Source organism: Thermus oshimai DSM 12092 (assembly GCF_000373145.1).
In the GTDB taxonomy this organism is placed as follows: domain Bacteria; phylum Deinococcota; class Deinococci; order Deinococcales; family Thermaceae; genus Thermus; species Thermus oshimai.
Genome location: NZ_KB890602.1, coordinates 381611 through 402725, shown reverse-complemented (window position 1 = coordinate 402725; position 21115 = coordinate 381611). Strand labels below are relative to the sequence as shown.

Annotated in this window: 25 protein-coding genes and 1 tRNA gene; 17 read left to right on the top strand and 9 right to left on the bottom strand. The window is 68.8% G+C overall.

Annotated features, from left to right (window positions below; all coding sequences use genetic code 11):
* Nucleotides 1-772: 772 nt before the first annotated feature.
* Both B043_RS0102240 and B043_RS0102235 read right to left on the bottom strand, forming a co-directional pair.
* Nucleotides 773-1075: a P-II family nitrogen regulator gene (locus tag B043_RS0102240; RefSeq protein ID WP_016328990.1), complete on the bottom strand. Its 303-nt coding sequence runs from the start codon at nt 1073-1075 to the stop codon at nt 773-775.
* 4 nt (nt 1076-1079) lie between these two features.
* Nucleotides 1080-2036, bottom strand: coding sequence for a sodium-dependent bicarbonate transport family permease (locus B043_RS0102235; protein ID WP_018460792.1), 957 nt, complete (start codon nt 2034-2036; stop codon nt 1080-1082).
* A gap of 46 nt (nt 2037-2082) precedes the next feature.
* Between B043_RS0102235 and purE the strand changes: the two genes are divergently transcribed.
* The 4 genes from purE (at nt 2083) to B043_RS0102215 (ending at nt 5902) form a co-directional block, all read left to right on the top strand.
* A complete protein-coding gene (gene purE / locus B043_RS0102230) occupies nt 2083-2577 on the top strand; it encodes a 5-(carboxyamino)imidazole ribonucleotide mutase (protein WP_018460791.1) in 495 nt (164 codons plus the stop codon).
* Nucleotides 2574-3665, top strand: a complete 1092-nt coding sequence (locus tag B043_RS0102225; RefSeq protein WP_018460790.1) for a 5-(carboxyamino)imidazole ribonucleotide synthase — start codon at nt 2574-2576, stop codon at nt 3663-3665. Before purE ends, B043_RS0102225 begins: the two co-directional genes overlap by 4 nt.
* 22 nt (nt 3666-3687) lie before the next feature.
* Complete coding sequence (locus tag B043_RS0102220; RefSeq protein ID WP_018460789.1) at nt 3688-4824, top strand: phenylacetate--CoA ligase family protein; 1137 nt, start codon at nt 3688-3690, stop codon at nt 4822-4824.
* Nucleotides 4825-4981: 157 nt separating this feature from the next.
* The gene (locus B043_RS0102215; protein ID WP_018460788.1) at nt 4982-5902 is read left to right on the top strand and encodes a carbohydrate kinase family protein; all 921 of its coding nucleotides are present in this window, start codon (nt 4982-4984) and stop codon (nt 5900-5902) included.
* Here B043_RS0102215 and hisH read toward each other — a convergent pair.
* The 5 genes from hisH to B043_RS0102190 form a co-directional block, all read right to left on the bottom strand.
* Complete coding sequence (hisH, locus tag B043_RS0102210) at nt 5873-6469, bottom strand: imidazole glycerol phosphate synthase subunit HisH (protein ID WP_016328984.1); 597 nt, start codon at nt 6467-6469, stop codon at nt 5873-5875. The two genes, B043_RS0102215 and hisH, sit on opposite strands and share 30 nt — an antisense overlap.
* Complete coding sequence (hisB, locus tag B043_RS0102205; RefSeq protein WP_018460787.1) at nt 6466-7050, bottom strand: imidazoleglycerol-phosphate dehydratase HisB; 585 nt, start codon at nt 7048-7050, stop codon at nt 6466-6468. Before hisB ends, hisH begins: the two co-directional genes overlap by 4 nt.
* Entirely contained in the window at nt 7043-8086 is a 1044-nt protein-coding gene (locus B043_RS0102200) for a pyridoxal phosphate-dependent aminotransferase (protein WP_018460786.1), read from the bottom strand. The genes hisB and B043_RS0102200 overlap by 8 nt, the downstream gene beginning before the upstream one ends.
* 46 nt (nt 8087-8132) lie before the next feature.
* Nucleotides 8133-8750 carry a nitroreductase family protein gene (locus B043_RS0102195; protein WP_018460785.1) on the bottom strand — a complete coding sequence of 206 codons (618 nt, stop codon included), beginning with the start codon at nt 8748-8750 and terminating at the stop codon, nt 8133-8135.
* A gap of 86 nt (nt 8751-8836) precedes the next feature.
* Nucleotides 8837-9772 (bottom strand): thiamine-phosphate kinase, encoded by a 936-nt coding sequence (locus tag B043_RS0102190; RefSeq protein ID WP_018460784.1) that lies wholly within the window; start codon nt 9770-9772, stop codon nt 8837-8839.
* 29 nt (nt 9773-9801) lie between these two features.
* On the opposite strand from B043_RS0102190, the gene B043_RS0102185 reads away from it, so the two are divergent.
* Genes B043_RS0102185 through B043_RS0102170 form a run of 4 tightly spaced genes read left to right on the top strand, consistent with a single transcriptional unit; the run spans nt 9802 to nt 13611 of the window.
* Nucleotides 9802-10518, top strand: a complete 717-nt coding sequence (locus tag B043_RS0102185; RefSeq protein WP_018460783.1) for a 2-phosphosulfolactate phosphatase — start codon at nt 9802-9804, stop codon at nt 10516-10518.
* On the top strand, nt 10506-11210 hold the full coding sequence (locus B043_RS0102180) for a WecB/TagA/CpsF family glycosyltransferase (RefSeq protein WP_018460782.1): 705 nt from the start codon (nt 10506-10508) through the stop codon (nt 11208-11210). The genes B043_RS0102185 and B043_RS0102180 overlap by 13 nt, the downstream gene beginning before the upstream one ends.
* Nucleotides 11211-11219: 9 nt before the next feature.
* Nucleotides 11220-13112 (top strand): tetratricopeptide repeat protein, encoded by a 1893-nt coding sequence (locus B043_RS0102175; protein ID WP_018460781.1) that lies wholly within the window; start codon nt 11220-11222, stop codon nt 13110-13112.
* 19 nt (nt 13113-13131) lie between these two features.
* The gene (locus B043_RS0102170; protein WP_016328975.1) at nt 13132-13611 is read left to right on the top strand and encodes a flavin reductase family protein; all 480 of its coding nucleotides are present in this window, start codon (nt 13132-13134) and stop codon (nt 13609-13611) included.
* 55 nt (nt 13612-13666) lie between these two features.
* On the opposite strand, the gene B043_RS0102165 is transcribed toward B043_RS0102170, so the two are convergent.
* Nucleotides 13667-13742, bottom strand: a tRNA-Ala gene (locus B043_RS0102165).
* 37 nt (nt 13743-13779) lie between these two features.
* On the bottom strand, nt 13780-14118 hold the full coding sequence (locus B043_RS0102160; RefSeq protein WP_016328974.1) for a hypothetical protein: 339 nt from the start codon (nt 14116-14118) through the stop codon (nt 13780-13782).
* 64 nt (nt 14119-14182) lie between these two features.
* On the opposite strand from B043_RS0102160, the gene B043_RS0102155 reads away from it, so the two are divergent.
* The 9 genes from B043_RS0102155 (at nt 14183) to nuoF (ending at nt 21115) form a co-directional block, all read left to right on the top strand.
* Nucleotides 14183-14815 (top strand): Rad52/Rad22 family DNA repair protein, encoded by a 633-nt coding sequence (locus B043_RS0102155; RefSeq protein WP_016328973.1) that lies wholly within the window; start codon nt 14183-14185, stop codon nt 14813-14815.
* Complete coding sequence (locus B043_RS0102150) at nt 14812-15546, top strand: metallophosphoesterase (protein WP_018460780.1); 735 nt, start codon at nt 14812-14814, stop codon at nt 15544-15546. Before B043_RS0102155 ends, B043_RS0102150 begins: the two co-directional genes overlap by 4 nt.
* Nucleotides 15547-15548: 2 nt before the next feature.
* Nucleotides 15549-16373 carry a 16S rRNA (adenine(1518)-N(6)/adenine(1519)-N(6))-dimethyltransferase RsmA gene (gene rsmA / locus B043_RS0102145; protein WP_018460779.1) on the top strand — a complete coding sequence of 275 codons (825 nt, stop codon included), beginning with the start codon at nt 15549-15551 and terminating at the stop codon, nt 16371-16373.
* A gap of 150 nt (nt 16374-16523) precedes the next feature.
* Nucleotides 16524-16883, top strand: a complete 360-nt coding sequence (locus tag B043_RS0102140; protein WP_016328970.1) for an NADH-quinone oxidoreductase subunit A — start codon at nt 16524-16526, stop codon at nt 16881-16883.
* Nucleotides 16874-17413: a NuoB/complex I 20 kDa subunit family protein gene (locus tag B043_RS0102135; RefSeq protein WP_016328969.1), complete on the top strand. Its 540-nt coding sequence runs from the start codon at nt 16874-16876 to the stop codon at nt 17411-17413. Before B043_RS0102140 ends, B043_RS0102135 begins: the two co-directional genes overlap by 10 nt.
* Before the next feature lie 3 nt (nt 17414-17416).
* Nucleotides 17417-18037: an NADH-quinone oxidoreductase subunit C gene (locus B043_RS0102130; RefSeq protein WP_016328968.1), complete on the top strand. Its 621-nt coding sequence runs from the start codon at nt 17417-17419 to the stop codon at nt 18035-18037.
* Nucleotides 18034-19251 (top strand): NADH dehydrogenase (quinone) subunit D, encoded by a 1218-nt coding sequence (gene nuoD / locus B043_RS0102125; protein WP_016328967.1) that lies wholly within the window; start codon nt 18034-18036, stop codon nt 19249-19251. Before B043_RS0102130 ends, nuoD begins: the two co-directional genes overlap by 4 nt.
* An 8-nt stretch (nt 19252-19259) precedes the next feature.
* Nucleotides 19260-19805 carry an NADH-quinone oxidoreductase subunit NuoE gene (gene nuoE / locus B043_RS0102120; RefSeq protein ID WP_016328966.1) on the top strand — a complete coding sequence of 182 codons (546 nt, stop codon included), beginning with the start codon at nt 19260-19262 and terminating at the stop codon, nt 19803-19805.
* Nucleotides 19802-21115: an NADH-quinone oxidoreductase subunit NuoF gene (gene nuoF, locus B043_RS0102115; protein ID WP_016328965.1), complete on the top strand. Its 1314-nt coding sequence runs from the start codon at nt 19802-19804 to the stop codon at nt 21113-21115. Before nuoE ends, nuoF begins: the two co-directional genes overlap by 4 nt.

The window sequence follows — 21115 nt, the reverse complement described above, 5'->3', positions numbered from 1 at the left end:
AGTTGCACGAGGTGCTTCCCCGTAAGGGGATTGCGACTTCCAATATTTTCTTACCCTCCTCCCAATCCTCCGGATCAAAGGGTTGCACGAGGTGCTTCCCCGTAAGGGGATTGCGACGAAGGCCCCCCGCAGGTGGGGCACACGTCCAGCATCAGCATGTTGCACGAGATGCTTCCCCGTAAGGGGATTGCGACCGCCGCCAGAAGGGCCGCAAGCTCAGGGGTAGGGGTAGGGGTTGCACGAGATGCTTCCCCGTAAGGGGATTGCGACGCTTGGAGCCGCTCCAAGGCTGGAGCTATTCCAGACTCCCGTTGCACGAGATGCTTCCCCGTCAGGGGATTGCGACCTTCGTGAGGACTTCCAGGGGTACCCCATTCGCGAGGTGTGTTGCACGAGATGCTTCCCCGTCAGGGGATTGCGACCGCGCGCCCTGCGGACCCTGCGTGCGCGTAGGGGCCAGTTGCACGAGATGCTTCCCCGTAAGGGGATTGCGACTCATGGGCCACGTTGATAGCCCGACGAATGGCGTTGAGCCGAGTTGCACGAGATGCTTCCCCGTCAGGGGATTGCGACTACCGTGGACAGGATTTTTCTAAGCGTCCTCGTGTTCATGGTGTTGCACGAGATGCTTCCCCGTAAGGGGATTGCGACTCGCGCCCCAGGCCCCGGAGAATGTACCCCACGCCGCGTTGCACGAGATGCTTCCCCGTCAGGGGCTACACCAAACCCCCCAGGCGCTTCCTGGGGGGTTCCTTTTTGGGCTGGGGCGGGGCTAGATGTACTTGTCTCCCCGCACCACCTCCACGTTCTCCACGTAGGCGATCACCGCGTAGTGGGGGAAGTACTCCTCCTGGAGCTTCTTCAGGATCTTTAGGGCCACCTCCTCGCTTACGATGGTCTCGAGGCGGATGTTCTGCCCCTCCCAGTCCACGCTCCTGAGGCCCCGGGAACCCTCCCCCCGGGCGGGGGTGATGGTGTAGCCCTTGGCCCCCAGGCGCTTGATCTCCTCCACCAGCCGCTTTTCCAAGAGGCTTTCCGCCACGATGGTCACCAGCTTCAGCCGCACCAGCTCCATACCCTCACCCCCCAAGGAGGCCCGCAAGGGCGTGGTAGAGGGGAATCCCCAGGATCAGGTTAAAGGGAAAGGTCACCGCCAGGCTGGCCGCCAGGTACAGGCTGGGGTTGGCCTCGGGCAGGGCGATGCGCACCGCGGCGGGGGCGGCGATGTAGGAGGCGCTGGCGGCCATGGCCCCAAGGACCGCAGACCCCGCAGGGGAAAGCCCCGCCAGGTGGCCCAGGTACACCCCAAAGGCCCCGTGGAGGAGGGCCAGGCCCACCCCGTAGAGGACCAGGCGGAAGCCCACCTGCCTAAGGGCGGAAAGGCGGGAGGCCGCCACCATGCCCAGGTCCAGGAGGAAAAGGGTCAGGGCCCCCTGGAAGGGGTCGGCGAAGAAGGCCTTCACCCGGGCCATGCCCTCCTCCCCCGAAAGAACGCCGATGACGAGGCCCCCGAGGAGGAGGACCACGCTCTTACCGGTGAGGACCTCCCGCAGGGCCTCCCCCATCCGCCTCGAGCCCCGCTTGGCCAGGAGGAGGGCCAGGACGAGGCCGGGGATCTCCAGAAGGGCCACCAGGCTGGGCATGAAGCCCTCGGGCCGTCCCCCCGTGGCCTGGGCGAAGGTGAGGGCCGCCAGGAAGGTCACCGCGGACACCGAGCCGTAGTGGGCGGCGAGGGCGGCGGCGTCGGGCCGGGAAACCCGCAGGAAGCGGCGGGCCAGGGGGTAGGCCAAAAGGGGGCGCACCAGGCCCAAAAGGAGGGTCGCCAGGGCGGGCAGGGCCACCTGGGCCAGGGGGGTTTGGGAGAGCTCCACCCCGCCCTTAAACCCGATGGCGAAGAGGAGGTAGATGGAAAGGGCGGTGTAGAGGGCCTCGGGGAAGGCAAGGTCGCTTTTGATGAGGCGGGCGAAGACCCCCAGGAAAAAGGCCAGGACCATGGGGGAGAGGAGATTGAGCCGAACGAGCTCCAGGGCCTCCATAGGCCCTCCTTCTACCAAAGGGGAAAGGCTTGTACAATCCGGTACGATGCGGCCCTTGGTAGGCGTCATCATGGGCTCCAAATCGGACTGGGCCACCCTGCGCCACGCGGCGGAGACCCTGGAAGCCCTGGGCGTGCCCTACGAGGTGCGGGTGGTCTCGGCCCACCGCACCCCGGACCTCATGGCGGAGTACGCCAAGACGGCGGAGGAGCGGGGCCTCATGGTCATCATCGCCGGGGCGGGGGGGGCGGCCCACCTCCCCGGGATGACCGCGGCCCACACCCCCCTGCCGGTGCTCGGGGTGCCGGTGGAAAGCCAGGCCCTGAAGGGGCTGGACTCCCTCCTCTCCATCGTGCAGATGCCCGCCGGGGTGCCCGTGGGCACCCTGGCCATCGGGCGGGCGGGGGCGGTGAACGCCGCGCTTCTTGCCGCCAGCATCGTGGGCCTGAAGCACCCCGAGGTGATGGAGCGGCTCAAGGCCTACCGCAAGGCCCAGACGGAGGCCGTCCTGGCCCACCCCGACCCCCGGGAGGAAGGATGAGGGTGGGCGTGCTGGGCGGGGGCCAGCTGGGGCGGATGCTGGCCCTGGCGGGCTACCCCTTGGGCCTCACCTTCCGCTTCCTGGACCCCTCCCCGGAGGCCTGCGCCGGGCAGGTGGGGGCGCTTTTCGTGGGGGACTTCCTGGACGAGGAGGCCCTAAGGCGCTTCGCGGAAGGGCTAGACCTCGTCACCTACGAGTTTGAGAACGTGCCCGTGGAGGCCGCGCGCTTCCTGGAAGGCCTCCTCCCCGTCCGCCCCACCCCGAAGGCCCTGGAGGTGGCCCAGGACCGGCTTCGGGAGAAGACCTTCTTCCGGGAGCTCGGGGTGCCCACCCCCCCCTTCCACCCCGTGGGGGGCCTCGAGGACCTGGAGGAGGGCCTCAAGCGGGTGGGCCTTCCCGCCCTCCTCAAGACCCGAAGAGGGGGCTACGACGGCAAGGGGCAGGCCCTCATCCGAACCCTGGAGGAAGCCCCAAAGGCCCTGGAGGCCCTCGGGGGAAAGGGGCTCATCCTGGAGGGCTTCGTGCCCTTTGACCGGGAGGTCTCCCTCCTGGCGGTGCGGGGCCTGGGGGGGGAGGTGGCCTTCTACCCCCTGGTGGAGAACCACCACCGGGGGGGGATCCTGAGGCTTTCCCGCGCCCCCGCGCCCGGCCTCAGCCCGGATCTCCAGGCCAAAGCGGAAGGCTACGCCCGGGCGGCCTTGGAGGCCCTGGGCTACGTGGGGGTGCTGGCCCTCGAGTTCTTCCAGGTGGGGGAGGCGCTCCTCTTCAACGAGATGGCCCCCCGGGTGCACAACTCCGGCCACTGGACGATAGAGGGGGCGGAGACGAGCCAGTTTGAAAACCACCTCCGGGCGGTCCTGGGCCTGCCCCTGGGCTCCACCGCCCCAAGGGGCCACAGCGCCATGGTGAACCTCATCGGCCACCGGCCCGACCTCGCCCAGGTCCTGGCCCTGGAAGGGGCCCACCTCCACTGGTACGGCAAGGCGGTGCGCCCCGGGCGCAAGGTGGGGCACATCACCCTGAGGCGGGAGGGCCTCCTTGAGCTGGAAGAGGCCCTGCCCCGCCTCCTCTCCTTGGCCGGGGTATAATCCCCGCCAAAGGAGGCCCAGGATGGACCGGGAAGCAAGGCTTCGGGAAGTGGTGAAGGCGGCCCTCGAGCACCCCGTCTACCGGGAAAAGCTGAAGGGCCTAAGCCCGGAAGAGGTGAGCCTAGAAACCCTCCAAACCCTCCCCCTCACCACCCGGGAGGAGTGGGTGGCCTACCTCAGGGAAAACCCCAGGCCCCCCGAGGGGGCAAGCCTCATGCACCTCACCCCAAGCCCCCTCATGGGCTGGATGCCGGAGTACCTCTCGCAAGAAGACCTCCGCTACCAGGCGGAGGCCCTGGCGGCGCACTACCGGCGGCTGGGCCTGGTGGGGAAGAAGGTCCTGGTGGCCTTCAGCTACCACGTCTTCGCCGGGGGGTGGCTCTTCCACCAGGCCCTGTGGCGGGCCGGGAACCTGGTCTTCCCCCACGGGCCCGGGGAGGCAGGGCGGATCGCGGAGATCGGCCAGGCTTACGGGTTTGACGTCCTGGTCACCAACCCCTCCTTCGCCCTCAAGGTGGGGCAGGCGGGGGGAAGGTTCCCCCTCCTCCTCGCCGGGGGCGAGCCCTTCACCTCCGTGCCCGGCTTCCGGGAGAAGGTGGAGGCCCTCCTGGGCGGGGTGGCCCTGGACGCCTACGGCACCAGCGAGCTCGGCATCGTGGCCGGGGAGACCATGGCCAAGGACGGGCTTTGGGAGATCCCGGAGATGGCCATCCTGGAGGTGCTGGACCCCGAGACCCTGAAGCCCGTGGCCGACGGGGAAAAGGGGGAGCTGGTGGTCACCGCCCTAAGCCGCACCCTCATGCCCATGCTCCGCTTCCGCACCGGCGATCTGGCCATCGCGGAGAGGCGGGAGGGCCTCACGGTCCTCCCCCGGGGGGTCTTCGGGCGCACGGACGCCATGGTGAAGGTGAAGGGGGTGAAGCTCTACCCCACGGAGCTCTCCCCCATCCTGGCGGGGTTCGGGCTGGACCCCAAGGGCTTCCAGGTGGTGCTGGAGAGGAAGCTCGAGGGCACGGACAAGCTGGTGCTCCGGCTTAAAGGGGAAAAAGTGCCCCCCGGCCTCATGGAGGCCATCCAGAAGGCCACGGGCCTCCGGGTGGACGAGGTGGAGCTCGTGGGCGAGATCGCGGGGCCCTTGGTGGAGGACCGGCGGTTTTAAGGGCGTAGCAGGGCGCCTTCTTCCGATTTGCCCAGGGGGCCTAACCCGGGGGCGCCCTTCTTGTTACTTTCTTCTCATAAAGCGGGGTATACTGGGGCCTAAAGGCAGGATGGCCCTCCTTGGGGTATAGTGAGGGCAAAGTCGGGAAGGAGGCGGAATGCGGTTCTTCGTGCTGGGGGATGTCTCGGTGGACCTCTTGTTCTTCCTGGAACGGATACCGGAGCCGGGGGAGGAGATCCCCTCCCGCCGGGCCCTGATGAAGCCGGGCGGGGCCGGGGGCACCCTGGCGGCCCAGCTGGCCAGCCTAGGGCACCGGGTCTACCTGGCGGGCCGGGTGGGCCGGGACCCCTTCGCCGAGCTCGCCCTAAGCCGGGTGCGGGAGGTGGGGGTGGACCTCCGCCACCTGCAGGAGGACCCGGAGCACACCACGAGCTCCGTGCTCATCCTGGTGGTGCCGGGAGGGGAGCGGGCCATGGTGAGCGCCGAGGGGGCAAGCCGCTACCTGGACCCCGGCCTCTTCAAACCCCGCTATCTGGACGAGGTGGACGCGGTGGTCCTCTCCGCCTACGCCCTGGTGGGGGGGCCTTCCCGAAGCTACGCGGTGGAGGTCTTGGAGGCCGCCAGGAAACGGGAGCTTCCCATCTTCGCCGACCTAGGCACGGGGGCGGTGCGGGCCGCGGGGCGGGAGCTTCTAAAGTACCTGCGGGGGGCGGCCTGGCTCCTCATGAACCAGACGGAGCTTCTGGCCCTCACCGGCGCGGCCTCCCTCTCGGAAGGGGTGGCCCGGCTTAGGCAGGAGGGCTTCCAGAACCTCGCCATCAAGGTGGGGGCCATGGGCTCCATCGTGGTGACCCCGGGAGGGGAAGAGCTTCTGGAACCCTTTCCGGTGGAGGACATCGTGGACTCCACGGGGGCGGGGGACGCCTACACCGCGGCCTTCGCCCACGCCCTCCTCTCGGGGAAAGGGCCCCTGGAGGCGGGGAGGCTCGCCAACCTGGCGGGGGCTTTGGCGGCCACGGCCTTCGGGGCCCAGGGAAGGCTTCTTAAGCTAGAGGACCTGGAAGTAGCCTCGCGCTAGCTCCAAGAAGGCAAGCCCCGCCCGCCCGCTCTTCTCCGGGTGGAACTGGGGGGCAAGGAGGTTTTCCCGCGCGAGGAGGGCCGCGAAGGGGGTGCCCGCGTACTCCCCTTCCCCTAGGGCCTCGGGGAGAAGGGGCCCGTAGTAGGAGTTGGCGAAGTAGAAGTAGCGGCCGGAAAGGGGCTGGAAGGCCCCCTGGAAGCGGAGCCGGTTCCAGCCCATCTGGGGGACCCGGCCTTTGGGGAAGCGGCGCACCTCCCCCGGGAAAAGCCCGAGGCCTTTCACCCCCGGGGCCTCCTCCGAGCCCTGGTAGAGGACCTGCATGCCCACGCAGATCCCGAGGAAAGGGAGGCCCCTTTCCAGGTGGGAGAGAACCCTTTCCAGAAAGCCGCTTTGGCGGAAGGCGGCCATGACCTGGCCGAAGTGGCCCTGCCCGGGGAGGACCAGGAGGTCGGCCTCGGGGAAGGCCTTGGGGTCCGCCTCCACCCGCACGGAAAAGCCCGCGGCCTCCAGGGCCTTGGCCGCGCTCCTTAGGTTCCCCGAGCCGTAGTCAATGAGAAGCGCCCTCACAGCACCCCCTTGGTGCTGGGAAGCCCCTCCCCCGTGAGGCGGGTGGCCCGGTGGAGGGCCCGGGCCAGGGCCTTGAAGCTGGCCTCGAGGACGTGGTGGGCCTCCCGACCCGAGAGGAGCCTGAGGTGGAGGGTGAGGCGGCCGTGGTTGGCGAGGCCCCTCAGGAACTCCCGGAGGTGGTAGTGGTTCATCCCCCCCGCCGCCCCCTCCACCGGCCAGTCCTCGGGGCGGAACTCCAGGTGGGGCCTCCCGGAAAGGTCCAAGACGCAGAGGACCAGGGTCTCGTCCATGGGGGCGTAGGCCTCCCCGTAGCGCTCGAGGCCCCGCCCCTCCCCCAAGGCCTCCTTGAGGGCGAGGCCCAGGGTGATCCCCACGTCCTCCACCAGGTGGTGCACGTCCACCTCCAAATCCCCCTTGGCGGAGACCTCCAGGAGGAAGCGCCCGTGGCGCTGGAGCTGGAGGAGCATGTGGTCCAGGAAGGGAAGGCCCGTGGCGATCTCCCCCCCCACGGGGCCGTCCAGGCCCAGGCGCACCTTGACCCAGGTCTCCGCCGTGGCCCGCTCCACCAGGGCCTCACGCATAGGCCACCTCAAAGGCCGCCCTCAGGAAGGCCTCCATCTCCTCCCGTAGGCCCACCGTGACCCTAAGGCACCCCTGGAGCATGGGGTAGCGGTCCTGCCGGCGCACCAGAACCCCCTGGCGGAGGAGGTGGCGGAAGGCCTCCTCCGCGTCGGGGGTGCGCACCAGGAGGAAGTTGGTGTGGCTGGGGTAGGGCCGCCAGGTGGGGTGTTCCAGAAGCCTCCGGTACACCCTTTCCCGCTCCGCGCGCACGTAGGCCGCCACCTCCTCGGCGTAGCCCGGGTTCTCCAGGACCACCTCCAGGACGGCCCCGGTGTGGGCGGGGAGGACGAAGGGGGGCAGGACCTCCCGCACCGCCTGGGCCACCTCCGGGTGGGCCAGGAGGTAGCCCGCCCGGATGCCCCCCAAGGAGAAGGCCTTGGAGAAGGTGCGCAAGAAGGCCACGTGGGGGCTTGCCCCAAGGAGGGCCCGGAAGTCCGTGCCCGAAAACTCCCGGTAGGCCTCGTCCACCACCAGAAGCCCCCCCACCTCCTCGGCCCGCTCCGCCAGGGCCTTTAGGGCCTCCTCCGGAAAGAGGGCCCCCGTGGGGGCGTGGGGGTTGGGGAGGAAAAAGACCCCGCCGGTGAAGGCCTCCAGGAGGGCCTCCAAGGGAAGCCCAAACCCCTCCAGGAGGGGCACCGCCCGGTAGGGGGTGCCCGCGGCCCGGGCGGCGTGGGCGTAGTGGGGGAAGGAGGGGCTCAGGTCCAGGACCTCCTCCGCGGCCAGGGCTAGGGCCAGGATGAGGAGGTTGGACCCCGGGGCCAGGACCACCCCCTCCTCGGGCCAGCCCAGAAGGGCGGAAAGCCTCTTCCTCAGGCCTTCCGCGTGGATCTCCGGGTACCGGTTCCAGGGGAGGCGGGCCATGCGCTTTAAGGCCTCCTCCTTAAGGGGTGGGGGGAGGTCAAAGGGGCTTTCGTTCTGGTCCAGCTTGACGGGGGCCTCTAAGGAGGCGTAGGGGTAGGGGGCGAGGCCCCGGAGGTGGGGTTTAAAGGCCCTCATGGGTCAAGTATAGGGGCAACCCCCTTGCCCAACCCGCCGGGGGCGCTTAAAGGAAGCGCACCACCCGCTCCAGGGGCAGGCGGTGGTGGGGGAAGCCCTCCTCCGCGGGGTAGCCCACGGGGAGGAGGGCGGGGATGGCCGCGTGGGCGGGCAGGCCCAGAAGGGCCTTCACCCGCTCGGGGTCAAAGCCCAGCATGGGCACGCTGGCCAGGCCGTACCCCTGGAGGAGAAGGAGGAGGTAGCCCAGGAGGATGTAGCTCTGCCCCGCCCCCCACTGGGCCCGCGCCTTGGGGTCCATCCCGGCGAAGGCCTTCAGGATGCTGGCCTTCTGGGCCTCGCGCCTTTCCCCTTGCACGCCCGGGTGGATGACCTCCTCCAGGTGGGCCAGGGCGTCCTCCATGTCCGCGTAGAGGACCAGGACCACCGGGGCCTCCTCCACCTGGCGCTGGCCGAAGGAGGCTTCCTTGAGGGCCCTTTTCAGCTCCGGGTCCCGCACCGCCAGGATGCGCCAGGGCTGGAGGTTCCAGGCGGAAGGGGCCTTCAGGGCCAGTTCCAGGACCTCCCTAAGGAGGGGCTCGGGGATGGGGTCGGGCCTGTAGCGGCGGATGGAGCGCCTTTCCAGGGCGGCGGTGCGCACGTCGCCGGGCTTGGGTAGGGTCGTCATAGGGCCATAGGGTAAGGGGGAGGGGCGCGGGCTTTTGTGAACGAAAGAACAGAAGGATCCCGCCGGAGCGAAAGCTCCGGGAGCGCTTAAAAGTGGGTGTACCCCTGCCGGGGCACGAGCTCGCCCCAGAAGTACACCCCCTCCCCCTCCCCCACCCTTCCTGCGCGGAAGAGGGGAAGCCCGGCCCCTTCCGCGCGGGCCAGGACCTCGCTCTCCCTTTCCGGGGGCACCAGGAGCACCGCCTCAAACTCCTCGCCCCCATAGAGGACCAGCGCCCTGGCCTCCCCCTCCCCCCCGGCGAAGGCCAGGACATCGGGGTGAAGGGGGAGGGCCTCGAGGTCCACCCGCACCCCAAGCTCCGAGACCTGCCAGAGGGTTTCTGCCAGGCCATCGGAGGAGTCCAAGGCCCCCCGGAGGAGGCCCTCTAGGGCCAGGAGCTCGAGGCGCGGCAGGGGGTAGAAGGCCGCCTCCCGGATGAGGGGGAAGGCCTCGAGGGCCCGCCCCTGGTAGTGGGCCCGGATGGCGGCCCCCACCCGCCCCCAGCGGTCCCCCGCGAGGTAGAGGAGGTCCCCGGGGAGGGCCCTCCGGGGCAGGGGGGCCCGGGCGGGGCCAAAGCCGCTCACCGTGAGGGCCACCTCAGGCCCCCGGTTGGTGTCCCCCCCGAGGAGAAAGGCCCCAAGCCGCCTCGCCGCCTCCGCCGCCCCCTCCACCAGCCGCCTCGCGAAGTCCACCTCCAGGTCCTCGGGGAGGAAAAGGCCCAGGGTGAAGCCCAGGGGCCGGGCCATCTTGGCGAGGAGGTCCGAGGCCGTGGCCGCCACCCCCCGGAAGCCCACCTCAAAGGGGCCCATCCCCTTTAGGGCCACCTCCCGGTAGAGGAAGCCGTCCGTCTTCAGGAGCCAGGCCCCCTCCCCCACCCACACCCCCCCCGCGTCGTCCCCCGGAGGGAGGGGGGCTCCTTCCGGGTAGCCCAGGGGGGCAAGCCCCTTGAGGAGGGCCCTTTCCCCGATGTCCCGAAGCCGCATGCCCCTAAGGTACAGGGTATGATGGCGGCGTGTGCCGGCTTGACCTGTGCCGAACCCCGGCCCAGGGCCCCCTTCTCCTGGTGGAGGTCCTCCCCGCGGGAAGCCTCCTCACCGCCCTCCTCGCCCGGGGCGCGGAGGCGGTCTGGGTGGCCCCCGGGCCCAAGGTGGCCCGGCTCCTGGCGGAGGAGCTCGGGGCCAAGGCCCTCCTTTTGGGAGAGGCGGAGGGGTTCCCCCCTGAGGGCTTCCACGGCCGCCTGGCCCTGGCGGACCTGCCGGGGCTTCAGGTGGAAGGCCGCCTCCCCATCCTGGCGGCCCCCACCCTGTACGAAAGCCTCCTCCCGGAGGAGGAAGAGGTCTACCTGGCCAACTTCCGCAACGCCAAGGCCGTCCTGGAACGGTTCTCCGGGGAAAAGGGCCTCACCTTAAGGCCCGCGGGGGCCCCTGAGCCCCTCCTCTCGGCCCTGGTGGCCGCGGGCTTCCTCCTAAAGCGCCTCCGGCCCGAAGGCCCCCCCCACATGGCCGCCCTCCTCCTCAAGGCCTTCCCCGACCCCCAGGAGGCCCTGTTCCAGAGCGAGGAAGGGCAGGCCCTCCACCGCCAGGGGCGCACGGAGGAGCTGGCCCTAGCCAGCCTCATCGGGGTGGACCCGGTGGTGCCCACGCTGGTGGAAAAGCGCCGCTACCCCAAGGCGGCCTACGGCCTGAGCCAGGACCGCCTGGCCTACCGCTTCGCGCCATGGAACGGCTAACCCTCCTCGGCCTCCCCTTAGACCCCGTGGACATGGAAGGGGCTTTGGAGCGCATCGGGCGCTTCCTGGAGGAGGGGGGGGCGCACCAGGTGGTCACCCTGAACCCGGAGATCGCCGTGCGGGCCCAGGAGGACGAGGCCTTGAGGCGGGCGGTCCTCGAGGCCGAGCTCGTCACCCCGGACGGGGTGGGGATCCTCTGGGCGGCCCAAAGGCTTTGCGGAGTGGAGCTTAAGGAACGGGTCACCGGGATAGACCTCACCCTGGCCCTCCTCGGGCGTTTTCCCGGCCTCCGGGTCTACCTGCTTGGGGGAAGGCCCGGGGTGGCGGAAAAGGCGGCCAAAGAGGTGGCCCGGCTTGGGGGGGAGGTGGTGGGCTTCCACCACGGCTACTTCCGGGAGGAAGGCCCTGTCCTGGAGGACATCCAAAAGAAAGCCCCCGACCTTCTCCTGGTGGGCATGGGGGAGCGGCAGGAGGTCTTCATCCACCGGAACAAGGCCCACCTAGGGGCCCGGGTGGCCATGGGGGTGGGGGGCACCCTGGACGTGCTGGCGGGGGAGGCCAAACGCCCCCCCCTTTGGGCCCAGCGGCTGGGGCTGGAGTGGCTCTTACGGGTGGGCCTGGACCCTAAGCGCTGGCGCCGGGCCCCCAGGCTTTTCCGCTTCGCTTACATGGTCCTCAGGGAAAAAGGCTAGCATGGGGGCATGAAGCGGCTTGCCCTTCTCCTTTTCCTGGTCCCGGCCCTGGCCCAGGGCCTGGTTCTGCCCTTTGAGGGGCCTAGGGGGTACCAGCTGGCCCAGGCCTTCGCCCTGGGGCTCCAAGCCCCCCCGCCCACCCTTCTCGCCCTCCTCCTCCCCGAGCCCCCCTGGCGGCAGGGGTATGAGCTCGTGGGAGGGCTGTACACCCAAGCGGGGGCCGCCTTGGCCCGGGAGATCACCGGCGCGGACTGGGTCCTCCTGGGCCGGGAGGAGGAACGGGGCCTGAGGGTCTTCCTGGCAAAGGGGGACGGGGTGGAGGAGGGGCTTTTCCCAACCCCCGGGCTCGCCTGGCTCTGGCTCCAGGGGAAGGGCCTCGCCCCCCGCTATAGTCCCCTCCCCGAGCCCCTTCTCCCCGAGGAGAGGCTCCGGGCCCTGGCCCAAGGGGAAGACCCCGATCCCCTGCACCGATCCGCCCTGGACCTTAAGGAAGGCCGGGGAAGCGGGCTTTTGGAAGGCCTCCTTCCGGGGAGGCTCCTCCTCCTCTGGCAGGGGAGGCCTCCAGCGGCCTACGAGGCCCTGGACCTCCTGGCCCAGGGGAAGAAGGAGGAGGCCCTACGGGCCGCGGAGGGCCTGGAGAAGGGGGGGCTTCTGGACCGGCTCACCGCCCACCTCCTCTACCGGGCCCTGGAGGACGGGCGCTGGAAGGGAAGCGCCCGCGCCCTGGCGGAGGCCTACCCCTACCTGGCCTTCGCCTGGGAGGAGGTGAGCTTCGCCGCCTTCGAGGAAGGAAGGGGGGAGGAGGCCCGGGAGGCCCTCCTCAAGGCCCTAAAGCTCCGGCCCGACCACTGGCTCTACTGGACCAACCTGGGCTGGGCCCACTACCTCACGGGGGACCTCCCCCGGGCCATCCTGGCCTCGGAGCGGGCGGTAAGGCTTGCCCCAAACGCCACCGCCTACTACAACCTGGGGCTTTTCCGGGCGATCTATGGGGACGTCCTGGGGGCCAAGGCCGCCTACGACCGCGCCTTAAGGCTGGACGAAGGGGAAGACGTGGAGGCCGCCCTCAAGGACCTGGAGGAGCGGGAAGAGCCCCTCGCCCTCTTCTTCCGGGCCTACCTCTCGGAGCGGGCGGGCCTCGAGGCCAAGGCCCTCTACCGGGCCTTCCTGGAGGCCCGCCCCCGCCACCCCGCCGCCCCCCTGGCCCAAAGAGCCCTAAAACGGCTGGAAGGGGACGGGGTGGCCCTAACCCTCCTCCGGCTGGTCCTCATCCCGGGCGACCGGGACGCCAGGCCCTTCCGGGCCGGGGAGGCCATCTTCCCCGAGGTGCGCCTGGAGGGAAGCCCCTTCCTCCCCAAAGGGGAGCTCCGGGTGGCCCTCCTAGCCCCCGAAGGGCCCGTGGCGGAGGAGGCCAAGCCCCTGGGCTTCCCTCCCCTCACCACCGCCCTGGTGGAAACGGGCCCCGCGGTGACCCCCAAGGCCCCCGGGCGGTACACCCTGGAGGTCCGCTACGGCCCGGCCCGGGCAAGCCTCCCCCTGGAGGTGGGCCCCCCGAGCCTGGCCCGAAAGCTCTACGCCCTAGGCCTCCTGCCCAAGGACCTCTCCGGGCGGGACCTCCTCACCCCGGAGGAGGCCCTGGGGGAACGGGGCGAGGTTCTCCTGCTGGAAAGGACGGCGGAGGCCCTCAGGGAGGCCGCCCCCCTCGCCACCTCCGAGCGCCTAAGAAGCCCCCTGAAGGGCGGGCCCTTCGCGGGGAAAAGCGTCCAGGAGCTCCTAAGAGAGGCCACCCCGGAGCTCGCCCGGGCCTTCTACGAAAAGGTGGTGGAGGCCCCGGAGCTCCTTGGGGACCAGGACGCGGTGAACGCCTTCGTGAACTGGGTCCTTGAGGGGGAAAGGCCCTAGGGGGTAGATTGGCCCCGCTATGGACCAGGAAGCGAAGAAGAAAGCCCTGAGGAGCTTCACCTACGGCCTTTACATCCTCACGGCCCAAGACGGGGAGGACCTCGCCGCGGGCACGGTGAACTGGGTCACCCAGGCCTCCTTCCAGCCCCCCCTCATCGCCCTGGGGGTGAAGCGGGAAAGCCACCTCCACGCCCTCATCGCCAAGACGGGCCGGCTCGCCCTCATGACCCTACGGGCGGACCAGAAGGCCATCGCCCAGGACTTCTTCAAGCCCACCAAAAGGGAGGGGAACACCCTAAACGGCCACCCCTTTGAACCCTCCCCCACCTTTGGCCTCCCCCTCCTCACCGAGCTCCCCTACTGGCTCGAGGCCGAGGTCCGGGCCCTCCTCGCCCTGGGGGACCACAGCCTGGTGGTGGCCGAGGTGGTGGAGGCGGGGGTCAGGGAGGAGGCCAAGCCCCTGGTCATGTGGGACACGGGCTGGTTCTACGGGGGCTAAAGCGCCCCCATCCATGAGCAGAGGGCCCTCCAGGAAGCCCTGGAGGGCCTAGGCTTGGTGGAGCCGACGGGACTCGAACCCGTGACCTCCTGAGTGCGATTCAGGCGCGCTCCCAGCTGCGCCACGGCCCCACGCGCCCTTTAGGATAGCGAGGGGGCCTTTCCTTGTCTAGTCCCCTTCCCTAAGCCGCACCTCCACCCGGCCCTTCTTGTCCTTGACGGAAAGGCGGGCCTTGGCCTTCCCCTTGCGGTACTCCGCCTTCCACTCGTCCTTCTTCACCTCGTACTTCACCCTTACCCAGCCCCGGCGCCTAAGGTCCTCGTCGTGGTAGCGGAAGATGGCCTCCGCCCCCCGGGCCTGGTAGACCACCACCACCCCCTGGGGCTCAGGGATGCGCTCCACCACCACCGCCTGGGGAAAGAGGGTAACGCTTAGGGAGGCGGAGAGCTGGACCTCGAGGGCCAAGGCCAGGGCCAAAAACGGGAGGAGGAAAACGGTCTTACCCATACCCCTAACCCTACCCCAAAGCCCCCGCCCCCTTCGTGAGAGGGCCCTGAAGTACACTTAAGGCATGGACGAAGTTTGGCAGAAGCTTTCCGAGCCCTTCCCCCCGGAGGAGGTCCAGTGGCGCATCGAGGCCCTCTCCCGGGACCGGAAAAAAGCCCTGGTGGTCCCCTACGTGGACGCCCGCACCGTCCTGGACCGCCTGGACCGGGTGGTGGGCCCCGAGGGCTGGCACGACGAGTACCAGGTTCTGGCCGACGCGGAAAGGACCCTAAAGGACGAGCGCGGGGAAAGGCGGGAGCGGCTGGTGGAGGTGAAGTGCCGCCTCACCGTCCTCGGCACGACCAAGGAGGACGTGGGGGAGGGGGACTCCCTAAAGGCCGCCTTCTCCGATGCCCTAAAGCGGGCCGCGGTGAAGTTTGGGGTGGGGCGCTACCTCTACCGGCTGGAGAAGCAGTGGGTGGACTACGATGCGGAGAAGGGGCGCTTCACCCCCCCTAGGCTTCCCGCGCAGGAGGCGGTGGAGGAGGAAGAAAAACCGGAAGCCCACCGGCTCATAGACCAGCTCCTGGAAAGGCTGAAGGAAAAGGGCCTGGGTAAGGAGGCCGCCCGCATCCTCACCAAGTACGGGGGCTACGGCAAGACCCCCGAGGAGACCAAAAAGCTCTACGGGGAGCTAAGGAACCTCCTCAAGGGATGAGGATCGTCGCGGTCGGGGACCTCCACGCCAACTTCCCCGCCCTCTGGCGCATCCTCAAGGCCGAGGGGCTCCTGGGCCCCACCTTCCAGCCCACGGAGGCCTTAAGGAGCGGGGAGACCCGCCTGGTCCTCCTGGGCGACCTGGTCCACCCCAAGACCCCCAAGGACTACGAGCGCCTCACGGGGCTTTCCCCCTTTGACCCCGAAGACCCCCTGCACCTCCGCCTGGCCGCGGGGGCGCAGATCCGGGAGCTCTTCCGCCTCAAAGAGTTCCAGGAATCGGCCCCAAAAGGGGTGATCATCCTCCTGGGCAACCACGACGAGGCCGCCCTTAAGGGCGACCCCATCCTGGGCAACCGCCACCTCCTCCACCTGGAGTTCCACCCCGAGCGGGGGGGTAAGCCCCTCCCCGAACCCCTCAAGGCCTGGATGGCCGGTTTTCCCCGGGAGGTGGTGCTGGAGGGGGTCCACTTCGCCCACGTGGGCCCCGTGCCCTGGCTCCAGACCTACGATGAGCTCTTCTACGCCCACAGCGAGCCCAAAACCTGGTGGTTCATGACCCCGGACTACGTGGAGCGCATGGGCTTCCGCTTCGGGGTGTACGGGCACACCCCCATGCGGGAAGGGATCCTCCTCAAAGAGCGCTTCGCCCTCATAGACGCCCTGGACCTGGGGGAGTACCTGGAGATCTGGCCCGAAGACCCCCTAAGGGTGCGGGTCCGTAAGGTTTAGCCATGCCGAGCCTAAGGGAAGAGGTGCGCACCCTCCTCCACCGCCACGGGCTTAAGGCCGACAAGCGCTTCGGCCAGAACTTCCTGGTGGAAGAGGCGTACCTTAAGCGCATCGTGGAAGCGGCCCAGCCCTTCACGGGACCGGTCTACGAGGTGGGGCCGGGCCTGGGGTTCCTGACCAGGGCCCTGGCCCAGGCGGGGGCCCGGGTGACGGCCATTGAGAAGGACCTCCGGCTTAAGCCCGTCCTGGAGGAAACCCTTGCGGGGCTTCCGGTGGAGCTCCGCTTCCAAGACGCCCTCCGCTTTCCCTGGAAGGAGGTGCCGGAGGGAAGCCTTCTCGTGGCCAACCTCCCCTACAACATCGCCACCCCCCTGGTGACGGAGCTTCTGAAGACGGGGCGCTTCGCCAAGCTGGTCTTCCTGGTGCAGAAGGAGGTGGCCGAGCGCATGATGGCCAGGCCGGGCACCCCCGCCTACGGCCTCCTCTCCCTCAGGGTGGCCCACCACGCCCATGGGGAGAGGCTCTTTGACCTCCCCCCGGGGGCCTTCTTCCCGCCCCCCAAGGTCTTCAGCAGCCTGGTGCGCCTCACCCCCACGGGCCAGGGGGACGAGCCCGGGCTTTTCCAGCTCATCGAGGCCGCCTTCGCCCACCGGCGGAAGACCCTGAAAAACGCCCTGGAACAGGCGGGCTACCCTCGAGAGGCGGTCCTTAGGGCCCTGAAGGAGCTGGGCCTTCCCGAGGAGGTCCGGGCCGAGGCCCTGGACCTGGCCGCTTTCCGCGCCCTATGGGAAACCCTACACCAGAGTGTAGAAGTTGAGAACCGATAACCAGAGGGCTTACACCGATAGCCCACCCCCTGGTGTACCCCGCCCGGCTTGCGGAAAGGGGGAGGTGATAAGATAGGCGGGAATCGGGCGGGGCCTCCTTGGGGGTTTAGGGGCTCCAGCTCGTGAAGGTAGGCACGAAAGGAGGGGACCTTGGCGCCCATAGCGGAGTACATCAACGTTCTGATCTACGTGGGGGTGGCCCTGTTCATCGGGGTGGCGGCCCTTTTGGTGGGGGCCCTGCTCGGCCCCAAGAAGCCCGGGCGGGCCAAGCTCATGCCCTATGAATCGGGCAACGACCCCGCGGGGGAGGTGAAGCGCTTTCCCGTCCACTTCTACGTGGTGGCCATGCTCTTCATCCTCTTTGACGTGGAGGTGGCCTTCCTCTGGCCCTACGCGGTGAGCGCGGGGGAGCTTGGGCTTTACGGCTTCCTGGGGGTTCTGGCCTTCACCCTCCTCCTCCTGGCGGGCTTCCTCTACGAGTGGTGGAAGGGGGTGATGCGGTGGCACTGAAGGACCTTTTTGAGCGGGATGTCCAGGAGCTGGAGCGGGAAGGCATCCTCTTCACCACCCTGGAGAAGTTGGTGGCCTGGGGGCGGAGCAACTCCCTGTGGCCGGCCACCTTCGGCCTGGCCTGTTGCGCCATTGAGATGATGGCCTCCACCGATGCCCGGAACGACCTGGCCCGCTTCGGAAGCGAGGTCTTCCGGGCAAGCCCCAGGCAGGCGGACGTGATGATCGTGGCCGGGCGGCTTTCCAAGAAGATGGCCCCGGTGATGCGGCGGGTCTGGGAACAGATGCCCGACCCCAAGTGGGTCATCTCCATGGGGGCCTGCGCCAGCTCGGGGGGGATGTTCAACAACTACGCCATCGTGCAGAACGTGGACTCCGTGGTGCCCGTGGACGTCTACGTGCCCGGCTGCCCCCCGCGCCCCGAGGCCCTCATCTACGCGGTGATGCAGCTTCAGAAGAAGGTGCGCGGCCAGGCCTACAACGAACGGGGGGAGAGGCTCCCCCCGGTGGCCGCCTGGAAGAGGGGGTGAAGCGTGCGGCTTCAGCAGGTTCTGGAAGAGGCGGCGGCGCGGGGCTATCCCGTGGAGGACAACGGCCTCGGCAACCTCTGGGTGGTCCTGCCCCGGGAGGCCTTCAAGGAGACCATGGCCCGCTACCAGGCCCTGGGCTTCAACTACCTGGCGGACATCGTGGGGATAGACTACCTCACCTACCCCGACCCCCGGCCTGAGCGCTTCGCGGTGGTGTACGAGCTGGTCTCCTTGCCGGGGTGGAAGGACGGGGACGGGAGCCGCTTTTTCGTGCGGGTCTACGTGCCGGAAAAAGAGCCCCGCCTGCCCACGGTGACGGACCTCTGGGGAAGCGCCAACTTCCTGGAGCGGGAGGTCTACGACATGTTCGGCATCGTCTTTGAGGGGCACCCGGACCTGCGCAAGATCCTCACCCCGGAGGACCTCGAGGGCCACCCCCTGCGCAAGGACTTCCCCTTGGGGGAAACCCCCACCCTCTTCCGGGAGGGGCGGTACATCGTGCCCGCGGAGTTCCGCGCAGCCCTCACGGGCAAGGACCCGGGCCTCACCGGCTACCGCGGGGGAAGCCGCAAGGGGTATCGGGCGCTTTGGGCTGACCTGGTGAAGGCGAAGGAGGCCAAATGAAGGACTACCTGGACCCGGTGGAGACCCTGGAGGAGCCCAAAGAGCTCCGCACGGAGGTCATGACCCTGAACGTGGGGCCCCAGCACCCCTCCACCCACGGGGTCTTGCGGGTGGTGGTGACCCTATCGGGGGAGGAGGTCTTGGACCTCGTCCCCCACATCGGCTACCTCCACACCGGCTTTGAAAAGAACATGGAAAACCGGACGTATACGCAGGTCATCACGTATACGCCCCGGATGGACTACCTCCACTCCTTCGCCCACGACCTGGCCTACGCCCTGGCGGTGGAGAAGCTGGTGGGGGCGGTGGTGCCCCCCAGGGCCGAGACCATCCGCATCATCCTGAACGAGCTCTCGCGCCTTGCAAGCCACCTCGTCTTCCTGGGGACGGGGCTTTTGGACCTCGGGGCCCTCACCCCCTTCTTCTACGCCTTCCGGGAACGGGAGGCCATCCTGGACCTCTTTGAGTGGGTCACGGGCCAGCGCTTCCACCACAACTACATCCGCATCGGCGGGGTCAAGGAGGACCTGCCCGAGGAGTTTGTGCCCGAACTCAAGAAGCTTTTGGAGGTTCTGCCCCACCGTATAGACGAGTACGAGGCCCTCTTCGCGGAAAGCCCCATCTTTTACGAGCGGGCCCGGGGCGTGGGGGTCATCCCCCCCGAGGTGGCCATCAACCTGGGCCTCACCGGGGGCTCCTTAAGGGCCAGCGGGGTGAACTACGACGTGCGCAAGGCCTACCCCTACGGGGGTTATGAGACCTACACCTTTGACGTGCCCCTGGGGGAGCACGGGGACGTCTTTGACCGGATGATCATCCGCATCCGGGAGATGCGGGAGTCGGTGAAGATCATCAAGCAGGCCCTAGAACGGCTGGAACCCGGGCCGGTGCGCGACCCCAACCCCCAGATCACCCCGCCCCCAAGACCCCTCCTGGAAACCTCCATGGAGGCGGTCATCTACCACTTCAAGCACTACACCGAGGGCTTCCACCCCCCCAAGGGCGAGGTCTACGTACCTACGGAGTCCGCCCGGGGGGAGCTCGGCTACTACATCGTCTCCGACGGGGGAAGCATGCCCTACCGGGTCAAGGTGCGGGCCCCCAGCTTCGTCAACCTGCAAAGCCTCCCCTACGCCTCCAAAGGGGAGCAGGTGCCGGACATGGTGGCCATCATCGCCAGCCTGGACCCAGTGATGGGGGACGTGGACCGCTAGGAGGGAAGATGGGGTTCTTTGACGACAAGGAAGACTTCCTGAAGGAAACCTTCGCCAAGTACCCCGAGGAGGGGCGGCGGGCGGCCATCATGCCCCTCCTCAGGCGGGTGCAGCAGGAAGAGGGCTGGATCCGCCCCGAGCGGGTGGAGGAGATCGCCCACCTGGTGGGCACCACCCCCACGGAGGTCCTGGGGGTGGCGAGCTTTTACTCCTACTACCAGTTCGTGCCCACCGGGAAGTACCACCTGCAGGTGTGCGCCACCCTAAGCTGCAAGCTGGCCGGGGCGGACGAGCTTTGGGACCACCTGGTGGAGGAGCTCGGCATCGGCCCCGGGGAGGTGACCCCGGACGGGCTTTTCAGCCTGCAGAAGGTGGAGTGCCTGGGGAGCTGCCACACCGCCCCCGTGATCCAGGTGAACGACGAGCCCTACGTGGAATGCGTGACCCGCGCCCGGCTTAAGGCCCTTTTGGAAGGGCTTCGGGCGGGCAAAAGGCTTGAGGAGATTGAGCTTCCTGGCCGCTGCGGCCACCACGTGCACGAGGTGGAGGTATGACCGGGCCCATCGTTTCCGGAAAAGACCCCCGGTTTGAGCGGACCCTCTACGCCCACGTGGGGAAGGAGGGGAGCTGGACCCTGGACTACTACCTCCGCCACGGAGGGTACGAGACGGCCCGGAAGGTCCTCAAGGAGAAAACCCCCGAGGAGGTCATAGAGGAGGTCAAGCGCTCGGGGCTCAGGGGCCGGGGCGGGGCGGGCTTCCCCACCGGGGTCAAGTGGAGCTTCATGCCCAAGGACGGGCGGCAGCACTACCTCATCTGCAACGCCGACGAGTCCGAGCCCGGGAGCTTCAAGGACCGGTACATCCTGGAGGACGTCCCCCACCTCCTCATCGAGGGGATGATCCTGGCGGGCTACGCCATCCGGGCTACCGTGGGCTACATCTACGTGCGGGGGGAGTACCGGAAGGCGGCGGACCGCCTCGAGGCGGCCATCCAGGAGGCCTTGGCGCGGGGCTACCTGGGGGACAACCTCTTCGGCACGGACTTCAGCTTCCGCCTCTACGTCCACCGGGGGGCGGGGGCCTACATCTGCGGGGAGGAGACCGCCCTCATGAACTCCCTGGAGGGCCTAAGGGCGAACCCCCGCCTCAAACCCCCCTTCCCCGCCCAGTCCGGGCTTTGGGGGAAGCCCACCACCATCAACAACGTGGAAACCCTGGCCTCGGTGGTGCCCATCCTGGAGCGGGGCGCGGACTGGTTCGCCAGCATGGGCACGGAGGGCTCCAAGGGGATGAAGCTCTACCAGATCTCGGGGCCCGTGCGGCGTCCTGGGGTCTACGAGCTCCCCATGGGGACCACCCTCCGCGAGCTCATCTACGACTGGGCGGGAGGACCTTTGGAACCCATCCAGGCCCTCATCCCCGGGGGGTCCTCCACCCCACCCCTCCCCTTCACGGACGAGATCCTGGACACCCCCATGAGCTACGAGCACCTGCAGGCCAAGGGCTCCCTCCTCGGCACCGGGGGGGTCATCCTCATCCCCGAGCGGGTGAGCATGGTGGACGCCATGTGGAACGTGACCCGCTTCTACGCCCACGAGTCCTGCGGCAAGTGCACCCCCTGCCGGGAGGGGGTGGCGGGGTTCATGGTGAACCTCTTCGCCAAGATCGGCTCTGGAGAAGGGGAGGAAAAGGATGTGGCCAACCTGGAAAACCTGCTGGACCTCATCGAGGGCCGCTCCTTCTGCCCCCTGGCGGACGCGGCCGTCTGGCCCGTGCGGGGGTCCTTGCGCCACTTCAAGGACCAGTACCTGGCCTTGGCTCGGGAAAAGCGGCCCGTGCCCAAGGTGAGCCTCTGGAGGTAG

Bases quoted from the DNA above. Each gene is read 5' to 3' on its own strand.
- B043_RS0102160 (WP_016328974.1), bottom strand. From the start codon at position 14,118: ATGGGTAAGACCGTTTTCCTCCTCCCGTTTTTGGCCCTGGCCTTGGCC.
- B043_RS0102190 (WP_018460784.1), bottom strand. From the start codon at position 9,772: ATGCGGCTTCGGGACATCGGGGAAAGGGCCCTCCTCAAGGGGCTTGCC.
- B043_RS0102240 (WP_016328990.1), bottom strand. From the start codon at position 1,075: ATGGAGCTGGTGCGGCTGAAGCTGGTGACCATCGTGGCGGAAAGCCTC.
- B043_RS0102200 (WP_018460786.1), bottom strand. From the start codon at position 8,086: ATGAGGGCCTTTAAACCCCACCTCCGGGGCCTCGCCCCCTACCCCTAC.
- B043_RS0102225 (WP_018460790.1), top strand. From the start codon at position 2,574: ATGAGGGTGGGCGTGCTGGGCGGGGGCCAGCTGGGGCGGATGCTGGCC.
- B043_RS0102235 (WP_018460792.1), bottom strand. From the start codon at position 2,036: ATGGAGGCCCTGGAGCTCGTTCGGCTCAATCTCCTCTCCCCCATGGTC.
- B043_RS0102180 (WP_018460782.1), top strand. From the start codon at position 10,506: ATGGAACGGCTAACCCTCCTCGGCCTCCCCTTAGACCCCGTGGACATG.
- B043_RS0102175 (WP_018460781.1), top strand. From the start codon at position 11,220: ATGAAGCGGCTTGCCCTTCTCCTTTTCCTGGTCCCGGCCCTGGCCCAG.
- purE (WP_018460791.1), top strand. From the start codon at position 2,083: ATGCGGCCCTTGGTAGGCGTCATCATGGGCTCCAAATCGGACTGGGCC.
- B043_RS0102150 (WP_018460780.1), top strand. From the start codon at position 14,812: ATGAGGATCGTCGCGGTCGGGGACCTCCACGCCAACTTCCCCGCCCTC.
- B043_RS0102220 (WP_018460789.1), top strand. From the start codon at position 3,688: ATGGACCGGGAAGCAAGGCTTCGGGAAGTGGTGAAGGCGGCCCTCGAG.
- B043_RS0102155 (WP_016328973.1), top strand. From the start codon at position 14,183: ATGGACGAAGTTTGGCAGAAGCTTTCCGAGCCCTTCCCCCCGGAGGAG.
- B043_RS0102215 (WP_018460788.1), top strand. From the start codon at position 4,982: ATGCGGTTCTTCGTGCTGGGGGATGTCTCGGTGGACCTCTTGTTCTTC.
- B043_RS0102170 (WP_016328975.1), top strand. From the start codon at position 13,132: ATGGACCAGGAAGCGAAGAAGAAAGCCCTGAGGAGCTTCACCTACGGC.
- B043_RS0102195 (WP_018460785.1), bottom strand. From the start codon at position 8,750: ATGACGACCCTACCCAAGCCCGGCGACGTGCGCACCGCCGCCCTGGAA.
- rsmA (WP_018460779.1), top strand. From the start codon at position 15,549: ATGCCGAGCCTAAGGGAAGAGGTGCGCACCCTCCTCCACCGCCACGGG.
- nuoE (WP_016328966.1), top strand. From the start codon at position 19,260: ATGGGGTTCTTTGACGACAAGGAAGACTTCCTGAAGGAAACCTTCGCC.
- hisB (WP_018460787.1), bottom strand. From the start codon at position 7,050: ATGCGTGAGGCCCTGGTGGAGCGGGCCACGGCGGAGACCTGGGTCAAG.
- nuoD (WP_016328967.1), top strand. From the start codon at position 18,034: ATGAAGGACTACCTGGACCCGGTGGAGACCCTGGAGGAGCCCAAAGAG.
- nuoF (WP_016328965.1), top strand. From the start codon at position 19,802: ATGACCGGGCCCATCGTTTCCGGAAAAGACCCCCGGTTTGAGCGGACC.